The 16,923-nt window shown below is 62.0% G+C and carries 5 protein-coding genes and 2 pseudogenes; 1 reads left to right on the plus strand and 6 read right to left on the minus strand.

The features are described from left to right. The first annotated feature begins 156 nt into the window (after positions 1-156). Positions 157-9,450 carry a retention module-containing protein gene (locus AC515T_RS07790; protein ID WP_496532036.1) on the plus strand — a complete coding sequence of 3,098 codons (9,294 nt, stop codon included), beginning with the start codon at positions 157-159 and terminating at the stop codon, positions 9,448-9,450. Positions 9,451-9,718: 268 nt separating this feature from the next. Here AC515T_RS07790 and AC515T_RS07795 read toward each other — a convergent pair. The 6 genes and pseudogenes from AC515T_RS07795 to AC515T_RS07820 form a co-directional block, all read right to left on the minus strand. After that, positions 9,719-9,799, minus strand: a pseudogene (locus tag AC515T_RS07795) (DUF6124 family protein); the annotation flags it as partial. A 329-nt stretch (positions 9,800-10,128) separates the two neighbouring features. Further along, positions 10,129-12,870, minus strand: coding sequence for an immunoglobulin-like domain-containing protein (locus AC515T_RS07800; protein WP_496532037.1), 2,742 nt, complete (start codon positions 12,868-12,870; stop codon positions 10,129-10,131). 216 nt (positions 12,871-13,086) lie between these two features. Then, positions 13,087-14,955, minus strand: a complete 1,869-nt coding sequence (locus tag AC515T_RS07805; RefSeq protein ID WP_496532038.1) for an immunoglobulin-like domain-containing protein — start codon at positions 14,953-14,955, stop codon at positions 13,087-13,089. Between the two features lie 319 nt (positions 14,956-15,274). Then, positions 15,275-15,482 (minus strand): annotated as a pseudogene (locus AC515T_RS07810) (DUF6124 family protein); the annotation flags it as partial. A 68-nt stretch (positions 15,483-15,550) separates the two neighbouring features. Beyond that, complete coding sequence (locus AC515T_RS07815; RefSeq protein ID WP_496532039.1) at positions 15,551-15,946, minus strand: YbaN family protein; 396 nt, start codon at positions 15,944-15,946, stop codon at positions 15,551-15,553. An 8-nt stretch (positions 15,947-15,954) separates the two neighbouring features. Beyond that, positions 15,955-16,542: a UPF0149 family protein gene (locus AC515T_RS07820; protein WP_053182939.1), complete on the minus strand. Its 588-nt coding sequence runs from the start codon at positions 16,540-16,542 to the stop codon at positions 15,955-15,957. Between the last annotated feature and the right edge of the window lie 381 nt (positions 16,543-16,923).

The following is a 16,923-nucleotide window of genomic DNA, read 5'->3' on the forward strand; positions in this document are numbered from 1 at the left end:
TTTTTGGTGACGGTTTTTTGTCGTTTTGGCGAAATGCCAGCACCTTCTGCTTTCGCGAAAGCTGGCAGATTTTCCAGCTTTTTTGGTCGCTAAACCTGAGGACGGATTCTTCACCCAGACAGGTGCCGATTACGGTCGGCAACGGAGGAAATGCACATGGCAGCGCTCATCGGTATCGTCAGCAAAGTGGTCGGGCAAGTTTTCGCAGAAGCCGCCGGTGGCCTGCGGCGGCCTTTGGTCGAAGGCGATCGGCTCTATGCCGGCGAACACCTGGTCACCGGTGCCGAAGGGGCCGTGGCTGTTCATCTGCAGAATGGCCAGACATTGACCCTGGGCCGCGAAAGCAACCTGACCTTGACCCCGCAACTGCTGGCCAACCATGCGCCTCATGTCGACACACCCGACACGACGGCACCCAGTGACGCGCAACTGACCGATGTGCAAAAGCTGCAGCAGGCCATCGCCGCCGGTGCCGACCCGACCCAGACCGGTGAAGCCACGGCCGCCGGCCCCGAGGGTGGCAATCCGGGTGGCGTGGGCGGCGGGCACAGTTTTGTGCTGCTGGAAGAAGTCGGCGGAGAGGTCGATCCGCTGATCGGTTTCCCAACGGCAGGCTTCAACGGGATTCCCGAATTTCCACAACTGCGCCTGGCCGGTGACCCGGATAACACCGGCGACGATGCAACCGTGCCGCCGGTAACCCCGGAGACGCCGGACAACCCCGTGACCCTCGACGGGGTCAATGTCGAGGGCGGCGAACTGAGCACCAACGAGGCCAATCTGGCCGATGGTACGGCCAGCAATCCGGGGGCGCTGGTGCAAAATGGCACCTTCACGGTGTCCGCGCCTGACGGGCTGAGCAGCCTGAGCATCGGCGGCATCAACGTGATCAGCGGCGGTGTGCCCGCAGGCTTTCCTCAAACCGTCACTTCGGCGCTGGGCAACACGTTGACCATCACCGGCTATGACCCGGCCACAGGGGTGGTCAGCTACACCTACACCCTGACGGACAATGAAACCCATCCTGCCGGCGGTGGTGCCAACACGATTACCGAGCAGTTCCCAGTGGTGGCCGTCGACACCGACGGCGATACGGCCACCGGCACCCTGGACGTCAACATCACCGATGACGTGCCCCAGGCGATCGACGACAGCCACGCCAACACCGCGTCGGAAACCCTGGTCACGCTCACCGGCAACGTATTGCCCAACGACCACCAGGGCGCCGACCGGATCCCCACCGGCCCCGACAGCGGGCCGATCATTGGCGGGACGTTCACCGGCACTTACGGCACCCTGGTGCTCAACCCCAACGGCACGTACACCTACACCCTGAACACCAGCGACCCGCAATTTGTCGCGTTGCATGGTGGGGGCAGCGGAACCGAAACCTTCACCTACACGCTCACCGATGCCGACGGCGACACCAGCACCGCGAATCTGGTGCTGCAGGTGCATAACAACGACGACCCAGTGATCATCACTGGCCTCGACACCGAAGGCGGTGAGCTGTCGTTGCAGGAGAAAAACCTCAGCGATGGCAGCGCTCCGGATGCATCGGCCCTGACCCAAAGTGGCACCTTCACCGTGACTGCGCTGGACGGTGTGCAGACCTTGAGCGTGGGCGGCATCAATGTGGTGACGGGCGGCGTGGCAGCCGGTTTCCCACAATCGATCACCACTGCGCTGGGCAACACCCTGACCATCACCGGCTACAACGCCGCTACCGGCGTGGTGAGTTACAGCTACACCTTGCTGGACAACGAAGCCCATCCAAACGCCAACGGCGCCAACAGCCTCAGCGAGCAGTTTGCGGTCGTCATCACCGACGATAACGGCACCACGGCCAATGGCAACCTGGACGTGAACATCGTCGATGACCTGCCCCAGGCGATCGATGACAGCAACGCCGGTACCGCTTCGGAAACCCAGCTGACCCTGACCGGCAGCGTGCTGACCAACGACACCCAAGGCGCGGATCAGGTAGCGTCCGGCCCGATCACCCCCGGCACCTTCACTGGCACCTACGGCACCCTGGTGCTCAACGCCGACGGTTCCTACACCTACACCCTCAACACCGCCGATGCCGATTTCAAAGGTTTGCACGGCGGCGGCAACGGCAGCGAAACCTTCACCTACACGCTCACCGACGCCGACGGCGACACTAGCACCGCGAACCTGGTGCTGCAGGTGCACAACAACGACGACCCAGTGATCATTACCGGCCTCGACACCGAGGGCGGTGAGCTGTCTTTGCAGGAGAAAAACCTCAGCGACGGCAGCAGCCCGGACGCATCGGCCCTGACTCAAAGTGGCACGTTCACCGTGACCGCGCTGGACGGTGTGCAGACGCTGAGCGTGGGCGGCATCAATGTGGTGACGGGCGGCGTGGCAGCCGGTTTCCCACAATCGATCACCACTGCGCTGGGCAACACCCTGACCATCACCGGCTACAACGCCGCTACCGGCGTGGTCAGCTACAGCTACACCTTGCTGGACAACGAAACCCATCCAAACGCCAACGGCGCCAACAGCCTCAGCGAGCAGTTTGCGGTCGTCGTCACCGATGACAACGGCACCACGGCCAACGGCAACCTGGACGTGAACATCGTCGACGACCTGCCCCAGGCGATCGATGACAGCAATGCCAACACGGCTTCGGAAACCCAGTTGGCCCTGACCGGCAGCGTGCTGACCAACGACACCCAAGGCGCGGACCAGGTAGCGACCGGCCCGATCACCCCCGGCACCTTCACTGGCACCTACGGCACCCTGGTGCTCAACGCCGACGGTTCCTACACCTACACCCTTAACACCGCCGATGCCGATTTCAAAGGTTTGCACGGCGGCGGCAATGGCAGCGAAACCTTCACCTACACCCTGACCGACGCCGACGGCGACACCAGCACCGCGAACCTGGTGCTGCAAGTGCACAACAACGACGACCCAGTGATCATTACCGGCCTCGACACCGAAGGCGGTGAGCTGTCGTTGCAGGAGAAAAACCTCAGCGACGGCAGCAGCCCGGACGCATCGGCCCTGACCCAAAGCGGCACGTTCACCGTGACCGCGCTGGACGGTGTGCAGACCCTGAGCGTGGGCGGCATCAATGTGGTGACGGGCGGCGTGGCAGCCGGTTTCCCACAATCGATCACCACTGCGCTGGGCAACACCCTGACCATCACCGGCTTCAACGCCGCTACCGGCGTGGTCAGCTACAGCTACACCTTGCTGGACAACGAAGCCCATCCAAACGCCAACGGCGCCAACAGCCTCAGCGAGCAGTTTGCGGTCGTCGTCACCGATGACAACGGCACCACCGCCAACGGCAACCTGGACGTGAACATCGTCGATGACCTGCCCAAGGCGATCGATGACAGCAACGCCGGTACCGCTTCGGAAACACAGTTGACCCTGACCGGCAGCGTGCTGACCAACGACACCCAAGGCGCGGATCAGGTAGCGTCCGGCCCGATCACCCCCGGCACCTTCACCGGCACCTACGGCACCCTGGTGCTCAACGCCGATGGTTCCTACACCTACACCCTCAACACCGCTGACGCCGACTTCAAAGGTTTGCACGGCGGTGGCAACGGCAGCGAAACCTTCACCTACACCCTGACCGATGCCGACGGCGACACCAGCACCGCGAACCTGGTGCTGCAAGTGCACAACAACGACGACCCAGTGATCATTACCGGCCTCGACACCGAAGGCGGTGAGCTGTCGTTGCAGGAGAAAAACCTCAGCGATGGCAGCAGCCCGGACGCATCGGCCCTGACCCAAAGCGGCACGTTCACCGTGACCGCGCTGGACGGTGTGCAGACCTTGAGCGTGGGCGGCATCAATGTGGTGACGGGCGGCGTGGCAGCCGGTTTCCCACAATCGATTACCACTGCGCTGGGCAACACCCTGACCATCACCGGCTTCAACGCCGCTACCGGCGTGGTCAGCTACAGCTACACCTTGCTGGACAACGAAGCTCATCCAAATGCCAACGGCGCCAACAGCCTCAGCGAACAGTTCGCCGTAGTTGTCACCGACGATAACGGCACCACCGCCAACGGCAATCTGGACGTGAACATCGTCGATGACCTGCCGACTGCCCATGCTGATTCCGCCTCGGTGGATGAGGGCGGGACGGTCAGTGGTAATGTCCTGAACAACGACGAAGGCGGTGCCGACGGGCCGGCCGCGAGTGGTGCCGTAATCGGCGTGCGTGCTGGCAATGACACCTCGACCCCGGCGATTGGCGGCTTGAACACCCAGATCAACGGCACCTACGGCTACCTGACCCTGGACGCCAACGGCAACGCTGTCTACCACAGCAACCCGAACACCGTCAGCGCCCCGGGCGCGACCGATGTCTTCACCTACACCGTGCGCGACGCCGATGGCGATGAAAGCACCACCACCATCACTATCGATGTCCACGATATCTGCCTCGTCGCCACACCCGACCAGGAAATCAGCGTCTACGAAAAAGCCCTCGACCTGAACCAGGACGGCCAGGACCTGGCCCCCGGCACCGTCACCGGCAGCGCCCCGAGCGCCACCAGCGAGACCGCCAGTGGCAGCCTTGTCGGCTCGGTCAGTGGTGCCGTGGGCGCAGTGACCTTCACGCTGGTGGGCAACGCCACCGGTGCCTATGGTCAACTGTCGCTTCAGCCCGACGGTTCGTATACCTACACCCTGACGGCGCCAGCCACGACCACGCCCCACGCCAACGATGGCCCGAACGTGCTGAGCGAAAGCTTCACCTACCAAGCCACGGACTCGTTGGGCAACACGGTCACCGGCACCATCGTCATCGACATCGTCGACGACGTGCCCAAGGCCCATGCCGATGTTGCCTCGGTGCTGGAGGGCGGCACGGTCACCGGCAATGTGCTGGACAACGATGTCCTTGGCGCGGACGGTGGCATGGTGATTGGCGTGCGCGCCGGCAATGACACCTCGAACCCTGCCGTCGGTGGCCTGAACACCCAGATCAACGGCACCTACGGCTACCTGACCCTGGACGCCAACGGCAACGCCGTCTACCACAGCAACCCGAACACCGTCAGCGCCCCGGGCGCGACGGATGTCTTCACCTACACCGTGCGCGACGCCGACGGCGATGAAAGCACGACGACTATCACCATCGATGTTCATGACGTCTGCCTCGTCGCCACGCCGGACCAGGAAATCAGCGTCTACGAAAAAGCCCTCGACCTGAACCAGGACGGCCAGGACCTGGCCCCCGGCACCGTCACCGGCAGCGCCCCGAGCGCCACCAGCGAGACCGCCAGTGGCAGCCTCGTCGGCTCGGTCAGCGGTGCCGTTGGCGCAGTCACGTTCGTGCTGGTGGGCAACGCTACCGGTGCCTATGGTCAACTGTCGCTGCAGCCCGACGGTTCCTACACCTACACCCTGACGGCGCCAGCCACGACCACGCCCCACGCCAACGATGGCCCGAACGTGCTGAGCGAAAGCTTCACCTACCAAGCCACGGATTCCTTGGGCAACACGGTCACCAGCACCATCGTCATCGACATCGTCGACGATGTGCCCAGCGCCCATGCCGATTTTGCCTCGGTGCTGGAGGGCGGCACGGTCAACGGCAATGTGCTGGACAACGATGTCCTTGGCGCGGACGGTGGCATGGTGATTGGCGTGCGCGCCGGCAATGACACCTCGAACCCTGCCGTCGGTGGCCTGAACACCCAGATCAACGGCACCTACGGCTACCTGACCCTGGACGCCAACGGCAACGCCGTCTACCACAGCAACCCGAACACCGTCAGCGCCCCGGGCGCGACCGATGTCTTCACCTACACCGTGCGCGACGCCGACGGCGATGAAAGCACGACGACTATCACCATCGATGTTCATGACGTCTGCCTCGTCGCCACACCCGACCAGGAAATCAGCGTCTACGAAAAAGCCCTCGACCTGAACCAGGACGGCCAGGACCTGGCCCCTGGCACCGTCACCGGCAGCGCCCCGAGCGCCACCAGCGAGACCGCCAGTGGCAGCCTCGTCGGCTCGGTCAGCGGTGCCGTGGGCGCAGTGACCTTCGCGCTGGTGGGCAACGCCACCGGTGCCTACGGTCAACTGTCGCTTCAGCCCGACGGTTCGTATACCTACACCCTGACGGCGCCAGCCACGACCACGCCCCACGCCAACGATGGCCCGAACGTGTTAAGCGAAAGCTTCACCTACCAAGCCACGGACTCGTTGGGCAACACGGTCACCAGCACCATCGTCATCGACATCGTCGACGACGTGCCCAAGGCTCACTGCGATTTCGCCTCGGTGGTGGAGGGCGGGACGGTCAATGGCAACGTGCTGGACAACGATGTGCTTGGCGCGGACGGTGGCACGGTGATCGGCGTGCGCGCCGGCAATGACACCTCGACCTCCGCCATCGGTGGCCTCAACACCCAGATCAACGGCACCTACGGCTACCTGACCCTGGACGCCAACGGCAACGCGGTCTACCACAGCAACCCCGACGCTGTCGGCGCATCAGGCGCGACCGATGTCTTCACCTACACCGTGCGCGACGCCGATGGTGATGAGAGCACCACGACCGTCACCATTGACGTGCACAATAGCTGCCTCGTAGCAGAAACCGACCACGACATTACCGTTTATGAAAAAGCCCTCGACCTGAACCAGGACGGCCAGGACCTGGCCCCCGGCACCGTCACCGGCAGCGACCCGAGCGCCACCAGTGAAACCGCCAGCGGCAGTCTCGTCGGGTCGGTCAGCGGTGCCACGGGTGCCGTCACCTTCACCCTGGTGGGTAATGCCACCGGTGCTTACGGCCAGTTGCTGCTCCATCCTGATGGGTCGTATACCTACACCTTGACCTCGCCGGCCACCACCACACCCCATGCCAACGATGGCCCGAACGTGCTGAGCGAAAACTTCACCTACCAGGCCACGGACTCCCTGGGCAAGAGCACCACCGGCAGCCTCGTGGTCAGCATCGTCGATGACGTGCCAAAGGCTGTTGCGTCCGAACGCTCGGTCACGGCGGTGGAGATCGACTCGAACCTGCTGATCGTGCTCGACGTGTCCGGCAGCATGGCCGATGCCTCTGGTGTGCCGGGGCTTTCGCGGCTGGACCTGGCGAAACAGGCGATCAGCGCGTTGCTCGACAAATACGATGACCTGGGGGATGTGAAAGTCCAGCTCGTGACGTTCAGCAGCAGCGCCACCGACCAGACGTCGGTGTGGGTGGACGTGGCGACGGCCAAGACTCTCCTCAGCAGCCTTTCGGCGGACGGCGGGACCAACTACGATGCGGCGGTGGCGGCGGCCAAGACGGCGTTCGTCACCTCCGGGCAACTGACCGGGGCGCAGAACATCGGCTACTTCTTCTCCGACGGCAAGCCCACCTCGGGCCAGGAAACCGGTGCGGCAGACGAAGCCGCCTGGAAAGCCTTCCTCGACGCCAACGGCATCAAGAACTACGCCATTGGCCTGGGCAGCGGCGTCAGCAACGCCCACCTCGACCCACTGGCCTACGACGGCAGCGCCCACACCAACACCAACGCGGTGGTGGTCACCGACCTGAACCAGCTCAACTCGGTGCTTTCCGGTACCGTGCAAGGCGCGCCGGTTACCGGCAACCTGCTGGGCGAGGGGGGCTCGTTCGGCGCCGATGGCGGCTTTGTCAAAAGCCTGGTGGTCGATGGCACCACGTACAGCTACGACCCGGCGGCCAACGGTGGCCACGGTGCACTGACCGCCAGCGGCGGGCTCAACCATGGCTCCTTCAATACCGCCACCAACACACTGAGCATCGCCACCGACCACGACGGCACCCTGGTGGTCAACCTGGACACCGGCGCGTTCAGCTACATCTCCCAGACGGCCACCAGCACCTTGATCACCGAGCACATCGGCTACACCGTCAGCGACCATGACGGGGACCTGGCAAGCTCCAACCTGGTGATCAACGTCGTGCCCAACAGCCCACCGATCGCTGCCGACGACAACATCATCACCAACGTGCTGTCGGGCAACATCGTGATCCCGGGTGAGTTGCTGCTGGGTAACGACAGCGACGCCAACGGCGATCCGCTCACCGCGTCACCCACCAGTTTCAGTACCGGTTGGGTCGCCAAAGGCGCGGACTTCACCGGCAGCACCGGCACGGCCAGCTTCACCGGCAACAACGTGCAGTCGATCAACCTCAGCCGCAGTGCCTTCGTCGCCAATACCGCGAGCATGACGGCGATGCTGGTGGTCAGCGGTGCACTGGGGATGGTCTCCAACAACAACGCCAACGATGAAGACTGCCTCAACATCAGCCTCAAACAGGGCGAAACCCTCACCCTGGACCACAACCTGTCGGCCGGTCGCATTGCGATGGAGTATTCACTCAATGGCGGGCCCTTCATCGCGATCAACGATGGAGCTTCTTTCACCGCGGCAGCGGATGGCAATTACCAGATCCACGTCACCAACATTGCCAATCCCGGCGGCGGTAATGCCAACGCCGCGGAAAACTATCAACTGACCCTGACCGTCGACTATGCCGGGGCGCAGGACAAAACCCCGGATTACCACGGCAGCTACACCGCCAGCGACAACCACGGCGGCAGTGACAGCGCATCGGTAGGCATCAGTTACCAGGCGGGCCATACCCTGACGGGCACCAGTGGCGACGATGTGCTGTTGGCCGGCAACGGAGACAGCACCCTCAACGCCGGTGACGGCAACGACATCCTCAGTGCCGGTTCGGGCAACAACACCTTGCATGGCGGGGCAGGCGATGACGTGCTCTACAGCGGTGCGGGCAATGACCTGCTCGATGGCGGCACCGGTAATGACACCGCCAGCTATGCCCATGCCACGTCGGCGGTCACGGTGAACCTGGGCCTGTTGGCGGCGCAAAACACCCTGGGCGCCGGTACCGACACCCTGGCCGGCATCGAAAACCTCATCGGCTCGAACTTCAACGACACCCTCATGGGCGATGGTGCCAGCAACCGCATCAACGGCGGACTCGGCAACGACGTGCTCAATGGCGGTGGCGGCGACGACGTGCTGATCGGCGGCCTGGGCAACAACACCCTCACTGGCGGCAGCGGTGCCGACACCTTCCAATGGCAAGCGGGCAATAGTGGCCACGACGTGATCACCGACTTCGCGCCCGGCGTCGATAAACTCGACCTGTCCCAGCTGTTGCAAGGAGAGAACGGCAGCGCGGCGTCACTGGATGACTACCTGCATTTCAGCGTGAGCGGCAGCGGCGGGTCGGTCGTCACCAGCATCGACGTCAGCGCCATTGCCGGCGCCACGCCGAACCAGACCATCGACCTGGCCGGCGTCAACCTCGCCAGCCACTACGGCGTCACACCGGGCGCGGGGGGAATCATCGGCGGAGCGGACACGGCGACCATCATCAACGGCATGTTGAATGATCATTCGTTGAAGGTGGACACGGTGTGAGGTGAACTGAAACGACAAAACCCGCCATGTCCATTCAGGGCATGGCGGGTTTTGTACATTTTGGACCGCACAAGATCTTGCTGGCGCTACACAGATTTGCCGAGAGTAAACAGGCCCTTGTGGCGAGGGAGCTTGCTCCCGCTCGGCGGCACAGCCGTCGTAAAGCCGACTGGCGCGGTCTGCCTGGAAACCGCGTCAAGCCATTTGGGGCGGCTGCGCCACCCAGCGGGAGCAAGCTCCCTCGCCACAGGTTTTTTTGGTGTGTCGGCTAGCGCGGGTCGACGTTATCCAACGCCCGGTTCGCCAGCAGTCCGCTCAGTTCGATCAATTGCTGAATGCCTAGGGCCACGATAAAACCCGCCATGTCCATTCAGGACATGGCGGGTGTTGTCCATTTTGGACCGCACAAGATCTTGCTGGCGCTACACAGATTTGCCGAGAGTAAACAGGCCCTTGTGGCGAGGGAGCTTGCTCCCGCTCGGCGGCGCAGCCGTCGTGAAACCGACAGGCGCGGTCTGTCTGGGAAACCGCGTCAAGCCATTTGGGGCGGCTACGCCACCCAGCGGGAGCAAGCTCCCTCGCCACAGGGTTTTGTGGTGTGGCGGTTAGCGCGGATCGACGTTATCCAGCGCCGGGTCCGTCATCGTTGGAAGTCGGTCCCAGGACCCACGTGGCGTATTACCCACTGACCCGCTTACAGATCAAGGCCCGTCCCGCGAAAAGCGTGGCGTTGTCGGTAAAACTCACGATGTCCGAGGCGAACGAGGTAAAACCCCAACTACCGTTCGGAGGCAGAGGCGGAGGCGCCCATATCAATGCATCCGGATATAGCCACTCGCTTCCTATCTCAAAACGCGTATTCAGAGAGGTGCCCCAACCAAATTCGGGCCTGAAGCCCCCGGCCTGAACATACGGCGTAGCCCAGGTATTGGCTTGCCATGCATCCATGTAGGCGTTCCCGTTATTTAAAATAACGTCGTGAACCATGCTGGCTGTGACATTGTAGCTTGAGGCCTTCCCCGTGGAGTCGCGGACCGTGATCGTGGCGGTTCCGGCCCCTTTGATCAGAACGCCGCCCTCGTCGACATCGACTGTGGCGACGCTTGGCTTGCTGGACCTGTAGGTATACGGAGGCGTTCCACCGGTAGGCTTGCGTTCCAAGTCGTAGTAGCGGTTTTTCGGGGCGAAGTTGCTGGTGGTGTAGATGACTTTGGTAAATACATGTGGGGTTGTGTCGATGATTTCGGAGGTCCCGACGGTAAAAGTCCAGGGTTGCGACACCGGTTCGGCACCGTAGATCCCCTTGGCGGTGAAGCTGTGGTAGCCGGTGGCTAAGCCGATGACGGGATGGGTCCAGATACCGCCCTCGACGTAGGCGTTACCTTTGAAATCGAGATTGTCAAAAATCTCCACTCTCTTATCGCTAACACCCGTGCCTTTGAGCGTGACGGCGGTCTCCTCGGTGCTTGTGCCATCGGGAATATCAACGCCTTTGGCATCTTTGACCGAGGTGATTTCTGGCGCAGCCAGTTGGTTCAGATGGATAACATAGGTGCGCAACGGGAAGATCTGCGCATTAGGCTCGCTGGTGGTCTGGTTGAAATCCACCTTGAACTCCATCGTCAACTCACTGCCGTCCTTCAGTTCCTTCAGGTAGGCGTAAGGTGCCGGCACCTCATATTTTCCTTGGCTGATCCACGCTGGATTGACCCTTGGCCCGCGGGGCGGTGGTGCCCAGATGTTCCAGTTGTATCCGGTGGTCCCGTCGGCTTTCGTCCCTTTCAAGCGCAGCCAGACGTCCTGGTCCGGTGCGATAAGCGGCCAGGTGCCGAGCCAGCAGGTGGCGTCGACGCTGAGGGTGCTCAGGTCCAGCTCGGGCCCTTCGCCCTGGTTGGCCGCTTCCAGAATCTTCGGCTTGGCTAGCAGGAGGTCGGCCTGGGCGAGCGTCTGCACCGCCAGGTTAAAAACGGCTGAAGGGATCGGCGTCTCGGTGCCCCGAATGACCTCATAAGACACCTTCACCGACTTGCCCAGGTTGAAGGCCACCACGCTGTTGGGAATCTCGATGTCCAGCCCCGCGCTGACCAGAGACTCGCCCGAGATGTAAGACCCCCCGGCAGGTGTGCCTGGCGCACCGGTCCAGGTGACCTTCAGTTTATCGTCGGGACGCAGGGCGGCGTTGGGGGGCACCACGATGGTCAGTCTATCTTTTGCAGCAACCGGGTCGAGGCTGTTGCCGTTCGCTTCTTTGACGCTGGGCGGATCCAGATCCAGCCCGGTCCCTTCCCCGATGACGGTGGCCCGGGCGATTTTCGAGGTGCCCACCAGTGCCGTGCTCCTGAGCAACCGGTAGGACGCCTGCACCGTACTGCCCGCAATGGCTTTGTCGTTGGGGATCGTCAGGACGCAGGCCTGTTTCTGCCCGAGCCCATCGGTTTCAACCGTTCCCGTCGCGGGGACTACGACATCCGGCTGACCAGCGACCTTCACCACATAAGTCGCCTCCACCGTGTCGTCAGGCATGAAGCGCGAGTCGCCAGTCAAGACGATCAACAACAATGGGTTGGCCCCGAGTTTGTCGAGGTCGATGATGCTGGGGTCGTCGCCGGCGTCACTGGCAATTTCCCGTGGGATCGGCTGTGGCAAGCGGCTACCGGCCTGGTCCACGTCCACGGTGTGCACCGCCGACCAGGGAGCGTCGGGGTCCGGGGAGTTGTTGAGCTGGTCGTTGACGGTGAAGGAAAACCTGAATTCAGGATCGTCCCTCAGGTCGGCGCTGGTGACCTCGAAACACACTGTGGTCGGTGTCGCCGAACCATGGGCCGGCGGCGCGGGAGCTTCGGTGACAGTGACGGTGTGATACACGTCATGACCGTTGCAGTTGAGGCGGATACGGTCATAGGCCCGGCAATATGGGTAAGCCACGCAGACCGTCGCTCGGGTGAAACCGGGGCCCACGCCGTTCTTGATTTCGTCCGGCAGCAGTAACACTAACTCGGAATGCGCATTGTCGCCGGGCGTCGTGTCCTCGATGCCGGGGCGGATACTGTTATAGAGAATCTCCAGCGGGGGCTCCGACGTCCCCAGATTCTCACTGCCGCGTGTCACCGTGTAAGTCAGCCGATTGACGATGCCCGGTAACAATTTGCCGTGTGGGATGTACAGCGTGACCGTGTCATTGATGTCTTGAGTCTGTCGGCTATCCACCGCCAGTTCGCCGTTCAAGTTGATCGAGACCGTGTCGCCTCTGACCTGCCCCACATAAGCATCAACCTCCACCGTGCAGCCCATGGGCTCCAGGTCATAAATGTGCTTGGGTACGCCGTAATGGGCGCCTGTCACGGGGGTCGTGGCGCGAGGCAGCCTGGGTGGGTACAGCACCAGTACGGTTTGATCGGCGGTGGTCGACGAGTCGGTCATGATGCGCCCCCTCTTCATTGGAAAGTGATGGACTCCAGGTCGCTATCACAGCTCGGACGCGGGGGGCTTGGCTACTGTCAGAACTTACAGGTGAGGGCTGGTTTAAGACGAGTGGTTCGGGTTTGGGATTGCCCGATGGACATTTGGAGTTGCCCGAGCACAGATTTCCTGTGGCGAGGGAGTAAGCCCCTCGCCACAGAAGAGGGTAGCCTTTCACTACTCTTGATTTTCTGGTACGACCGCCAGCTCAGCACTTGCTTCGACAAGTTGGCTGTAGCGCTCGGCGGTGGCTGCGTCTAGCTGAGGCGCATTACGGAGGCGGAAACCCCATCCTGCCGCATTGCCGAGTCCTGAAACAGGTGTTGTGGCTACACCGAGTATATTTTCTGCGGTAAGAAAGTGTACCGTTAGTGTTCCCACATTAATTGGGTACGGGTCGTGCCCACTTACCCGGCAGGCGGCATATAGGACCTGATTAGCAGGGTTCCAGGCAGGGTAAAGGTATTCATTTTTATTTGGAAACCTGCGCAGGATCGCCTCGCGCAACCCTGTAATTTCCGAAGGGCGTGGCAGTACGGGTTTCACTTGATTTAGCGACCATGTATATAAATTTACCCCCGTGGCGTATCCACTACGAGTTTCAATCTCATATTTGTTCGAGACCTGAACCTCGTAGGAGGCCCATTTTGTATGAGCGTCGATCACGGTGATCAAGGTGCGTCCGTTGCGCAGGCCGGTCACAAGTCCATCAGTACTTACAGTCGCTATAGTGTTGTCCGCCGAACTGTACCCAAATGGCGCAGTGCCTCCGTTTGGGGTTCGGCGGCGTTGGTTTTCAGGGCCGTGATTATTGGTCTGAGTCCATGGTTCGGTAATATGCTCCGCGAGGAATACTTCCACACCGTTAAGCTCCATCAGACTTTGGTCAATGGGCAGGTGCTCATCCGAGGTGCCCGTAACAGTTGCCGTGGCCGTTTGCGATTCCCCTACGGTTGTGCCGCTTCTGGACAATATGTATGACATCAGCACCGTACTGCCCGCAATGACCTTGTCGTTGGGAATCGTCAGGACGCAGGCCTTTTTCTGCCCGAGCTCATCGGTTTCAACCATCCCCGTCGCGGGGACTACCACATCCGGCTGACCAGCGACCTTCGCCACATAGGTTGCCACGATCGTGTCTCCCGGTAAAAAGCGGGAATCACCGGTCAAGATGATCAATGACAGAGGGTTGGTATCCAGTTTTGCAAGGTCGATGATGCTTGGGTCATCGCCCGTCTCGCTGAGGATTTCCCTTGGAATCGGCTCCGGCAATCGTTGGCCGGCCTGGTCCACGTCCACGATGTGCACCGCCGACCAGGGGGCGTCGGGGTCCGGGGAGTTGTTGAGCTGGTCGTTGACGGTGAAGGAAAACCTGAACTCAGGATCGTCCCTCAGGTCGGCGCTGGTGATATCGAAGCACACCGTGGTCGGTGTCGCCGAACCATGGGCCGGCGGCGCGGGAGCTTCGGTGACAGTGACGGTGTGATACACGTCATGACCGTTGCAGTTGAGGCGGATACGGTCATAGGCCCGGCAATATGGGTAAGCCACGCAGACCGTCGCTCGGGTGAAACCGGGGCCCACGCCGTTCTTGATTTCGTCCGGCAGCAGTAACACTAACTCGGAATGCGCATTGTCGCCGGGCGTCGTGTCCTCGATGCCGGGGCGGATACTGTTATAGAGAATCTCCAGCGGGGGCTCCGACGTCCCCAGATTCTCACTGCCGCGTGTCACCGTGTAAGTCAGCCGATTGACGATGCCCGGTAACAATTTGCCGTGTGGGATGTACAGCGTGACCGTGTCATTGATGTCTTGAGTCTGTCGGCTGTCCAGTGCCAACTCGCCGTTCAAGTTGATCGAGACCGTGTCGCCTCTGGCCTGCTCCCCATAAGCACCAACCTCCACCGTGCAGCCCATGGGCTCCAGGTCATAAATGTGCTTGGGTACGCCGTAAACGGCGCCTGTCACGGGGGTCGTGGCGCGAGGCAGCCTGGGTGGGTACAGCACCAGTACGGTTTGATCGGCGGTGGTCGACGAGTCGGTCATGATGCGCCCCCTCTTCATTGGAAAGTGATGGACTTCAGGTCACTATCACAGCTCGGACGCGGGGGGCTTGGCTACTGTCAGAACTTACAGGTGAGGGCTGATTTAAGACGAGCGGTTCGGGTTTGGGTTTGCCCGATGGACATTGGCGTTGCCCGAGCACAGATTTCCTGTGGCGAGGGAGCTTGCTCCCGCTCGGCGGCGCAGCCGTCGTGAAACCGGCCGGCGCGGTCTGCCTGGAGAACCGCGTCAAGCCATTTGGGGCGGCTGCGCCACCCAGCGGGAGCAAGCTCCCTCGCCACGGGGTTTTGTGGTGTGTCGGCTAGCGCGGATCGACATTATCCAGCGCCCGGTTCGCCAGCAATCCACTCAGTTCGATCAACTGCTGAAGCCCAGGGCCACATGGCGCTGTGAACCTTCCAGATCGAATAATTGGCCGAGGCCAGGGTTTCGCTGAGGTTGGCGAGTAGGGATTCGGTGTCGACGCCATTTACGATGGTGAAGCGTTGGCCGTTAGGGGGACCGGCATCGGACTCGTCCGGAGTAGGAAAAGATGCACAAAGGTGGCGAGGGTAGCTCGGGCCGGCTTGCCCCCGCTTCAAGGCTTGCGCAGTGTCTTCTGCCTGAGGATATAAACCGTCACCAGCACCGCACTGGTGAGCATGAATCCCCGAGCCCACGGCAGCGGCACCAGGTAGCAGGACAGCAGGATGCTCGCCCACATCAGCCCGATGGCATAGACCTTGCCCTTGAGCGGGATGCCGTTGCCGCTGAGGTAGTCGCTGATCCACGGGCCGAGGCGGGGATGTCCGACCAGCCAGTGGTAAAAGCGCGGAGAACTGCGGGCGAAGCAGGCCGCGGCCAGCAGCAGGAAGGGGGTAGTGGGCAGTACGGGAATGAAAATGCCGATGACCCCCAGTACTACGCTCAGCCAGCCGATGGCCAGTAGAGCGTAACGCAGGATCAGCGGGCGATTGCCGACTGGCGAGGGCACTCGGTCACTCAGTGGTGACGCGGCTTGAGGATCGCCGGTTTCTCGTCCGGGGCGTTGCACAGCAGGTACAGGGCGGTGAGGGCTTCGGGGATCTGGACGATCATGTCGTCCATCAGGTTCGCGTCGGCGGCGATGTCGGAGAACTCCGGTTGCTCGTCGAACAGGCCGGAACCGACCATGATCGGCAGCAGCATTTCGCTGACTTCCTCTTCGGCGGTTTCGAACCAGGCGGCTTCGCGCAGAAACACGCCTTCCATGAAACCGATGCACCAGCCACGCAGTTCCGAATCGTCCGGGTCATCACCCAGGTCCAGCTCGCAGGGCAGTTCGAATTCCTCGTCGGAAGCCAGTTGGCGGGCGATGTGGGCCTTGAGGCCGATCAGGGTGGCTTCGACTTCCTCGCGCTGGGCTTCGCTGGCGTAATGCGGCTCTTCGGCGAACAGGGCGTCGATCCACTCACGGTCCGGCACCTGTTCGGAGCAGATGGACAGGGCGGTCAGGTAGCCGTGAGCGGCCACGTAGTCCAGCGCTTCATCGTGCAGCTCATCGGCGTCGAGGAAGACTTGCAGGCGGGTCAGTTGCTCAGCGAAGGACATTACGGGCTACCTTGGGGAATAAACAATGCGGGAATTCTAGGCCTTCTTGAGCGCCCAGGCCAGCCGCGTGGCGTATTTGCCTCTCGACGGTCCGAGGGTGGACACAAATGGGGGGCACCGCAGCTCAGATGTGGGAGCGAGCTTGCTCGCGATGAGGGTATGGCATTCAACACTTGCTCAAGCTGATCCACCGCTATCGCGAGCAAGCTCGCTCCCACAGGGACTGGGGCAACCGGAAGATCGCCAGCACCTCTTGTCAGCAGCCCCCTTTGCGGCGAAGGCCTCGGGTATACTGCCGCGTTTTGTGATGCCCTGCGGCGTCCCGTCGATTCGAAACGCGCACTTACGATTTGCCGGTGCAGCGTTTGCGATTCTGAACCA

This window comes from Pseudomonas sp. FSO-7 (genome assembly GCF_059579345.1).

What these genes read in the sequence shown, in the direction of transcription:
- AC515T_RS07790 (WP_496532036.1), top strand. Translation starts at nt 157, where the DNA reads ATGGCAGCGCTCATCGGTATCGTCAGCAAAGTGGTCGGGCAAGTTTTC.
- AC515T_RS07800 (WP_496532037.1), bottom strand. Translation starts at nt 12,870, where the DNA reads ATGACCGACTCGTCGACCACCGCCGATCAAACCGTACTGGTGCTGTAC.
- AC515T_RS07805 (WP_496532038.1), bottom strand. Translation starts at nt 14,955, where the DNA reads ATGACCGACTCGTCGACCACCGCCGATCAAACCGTACTGGTGCTGTAC.
- AC515T_RS07820 (WP_053182939.1), bottom strand. Translation starts at nt 16,542, where the DNA reads ATGTCCTTCGCTGAGCAACTGACCCGCCTGCAAGTCTTCCTCGACGCC.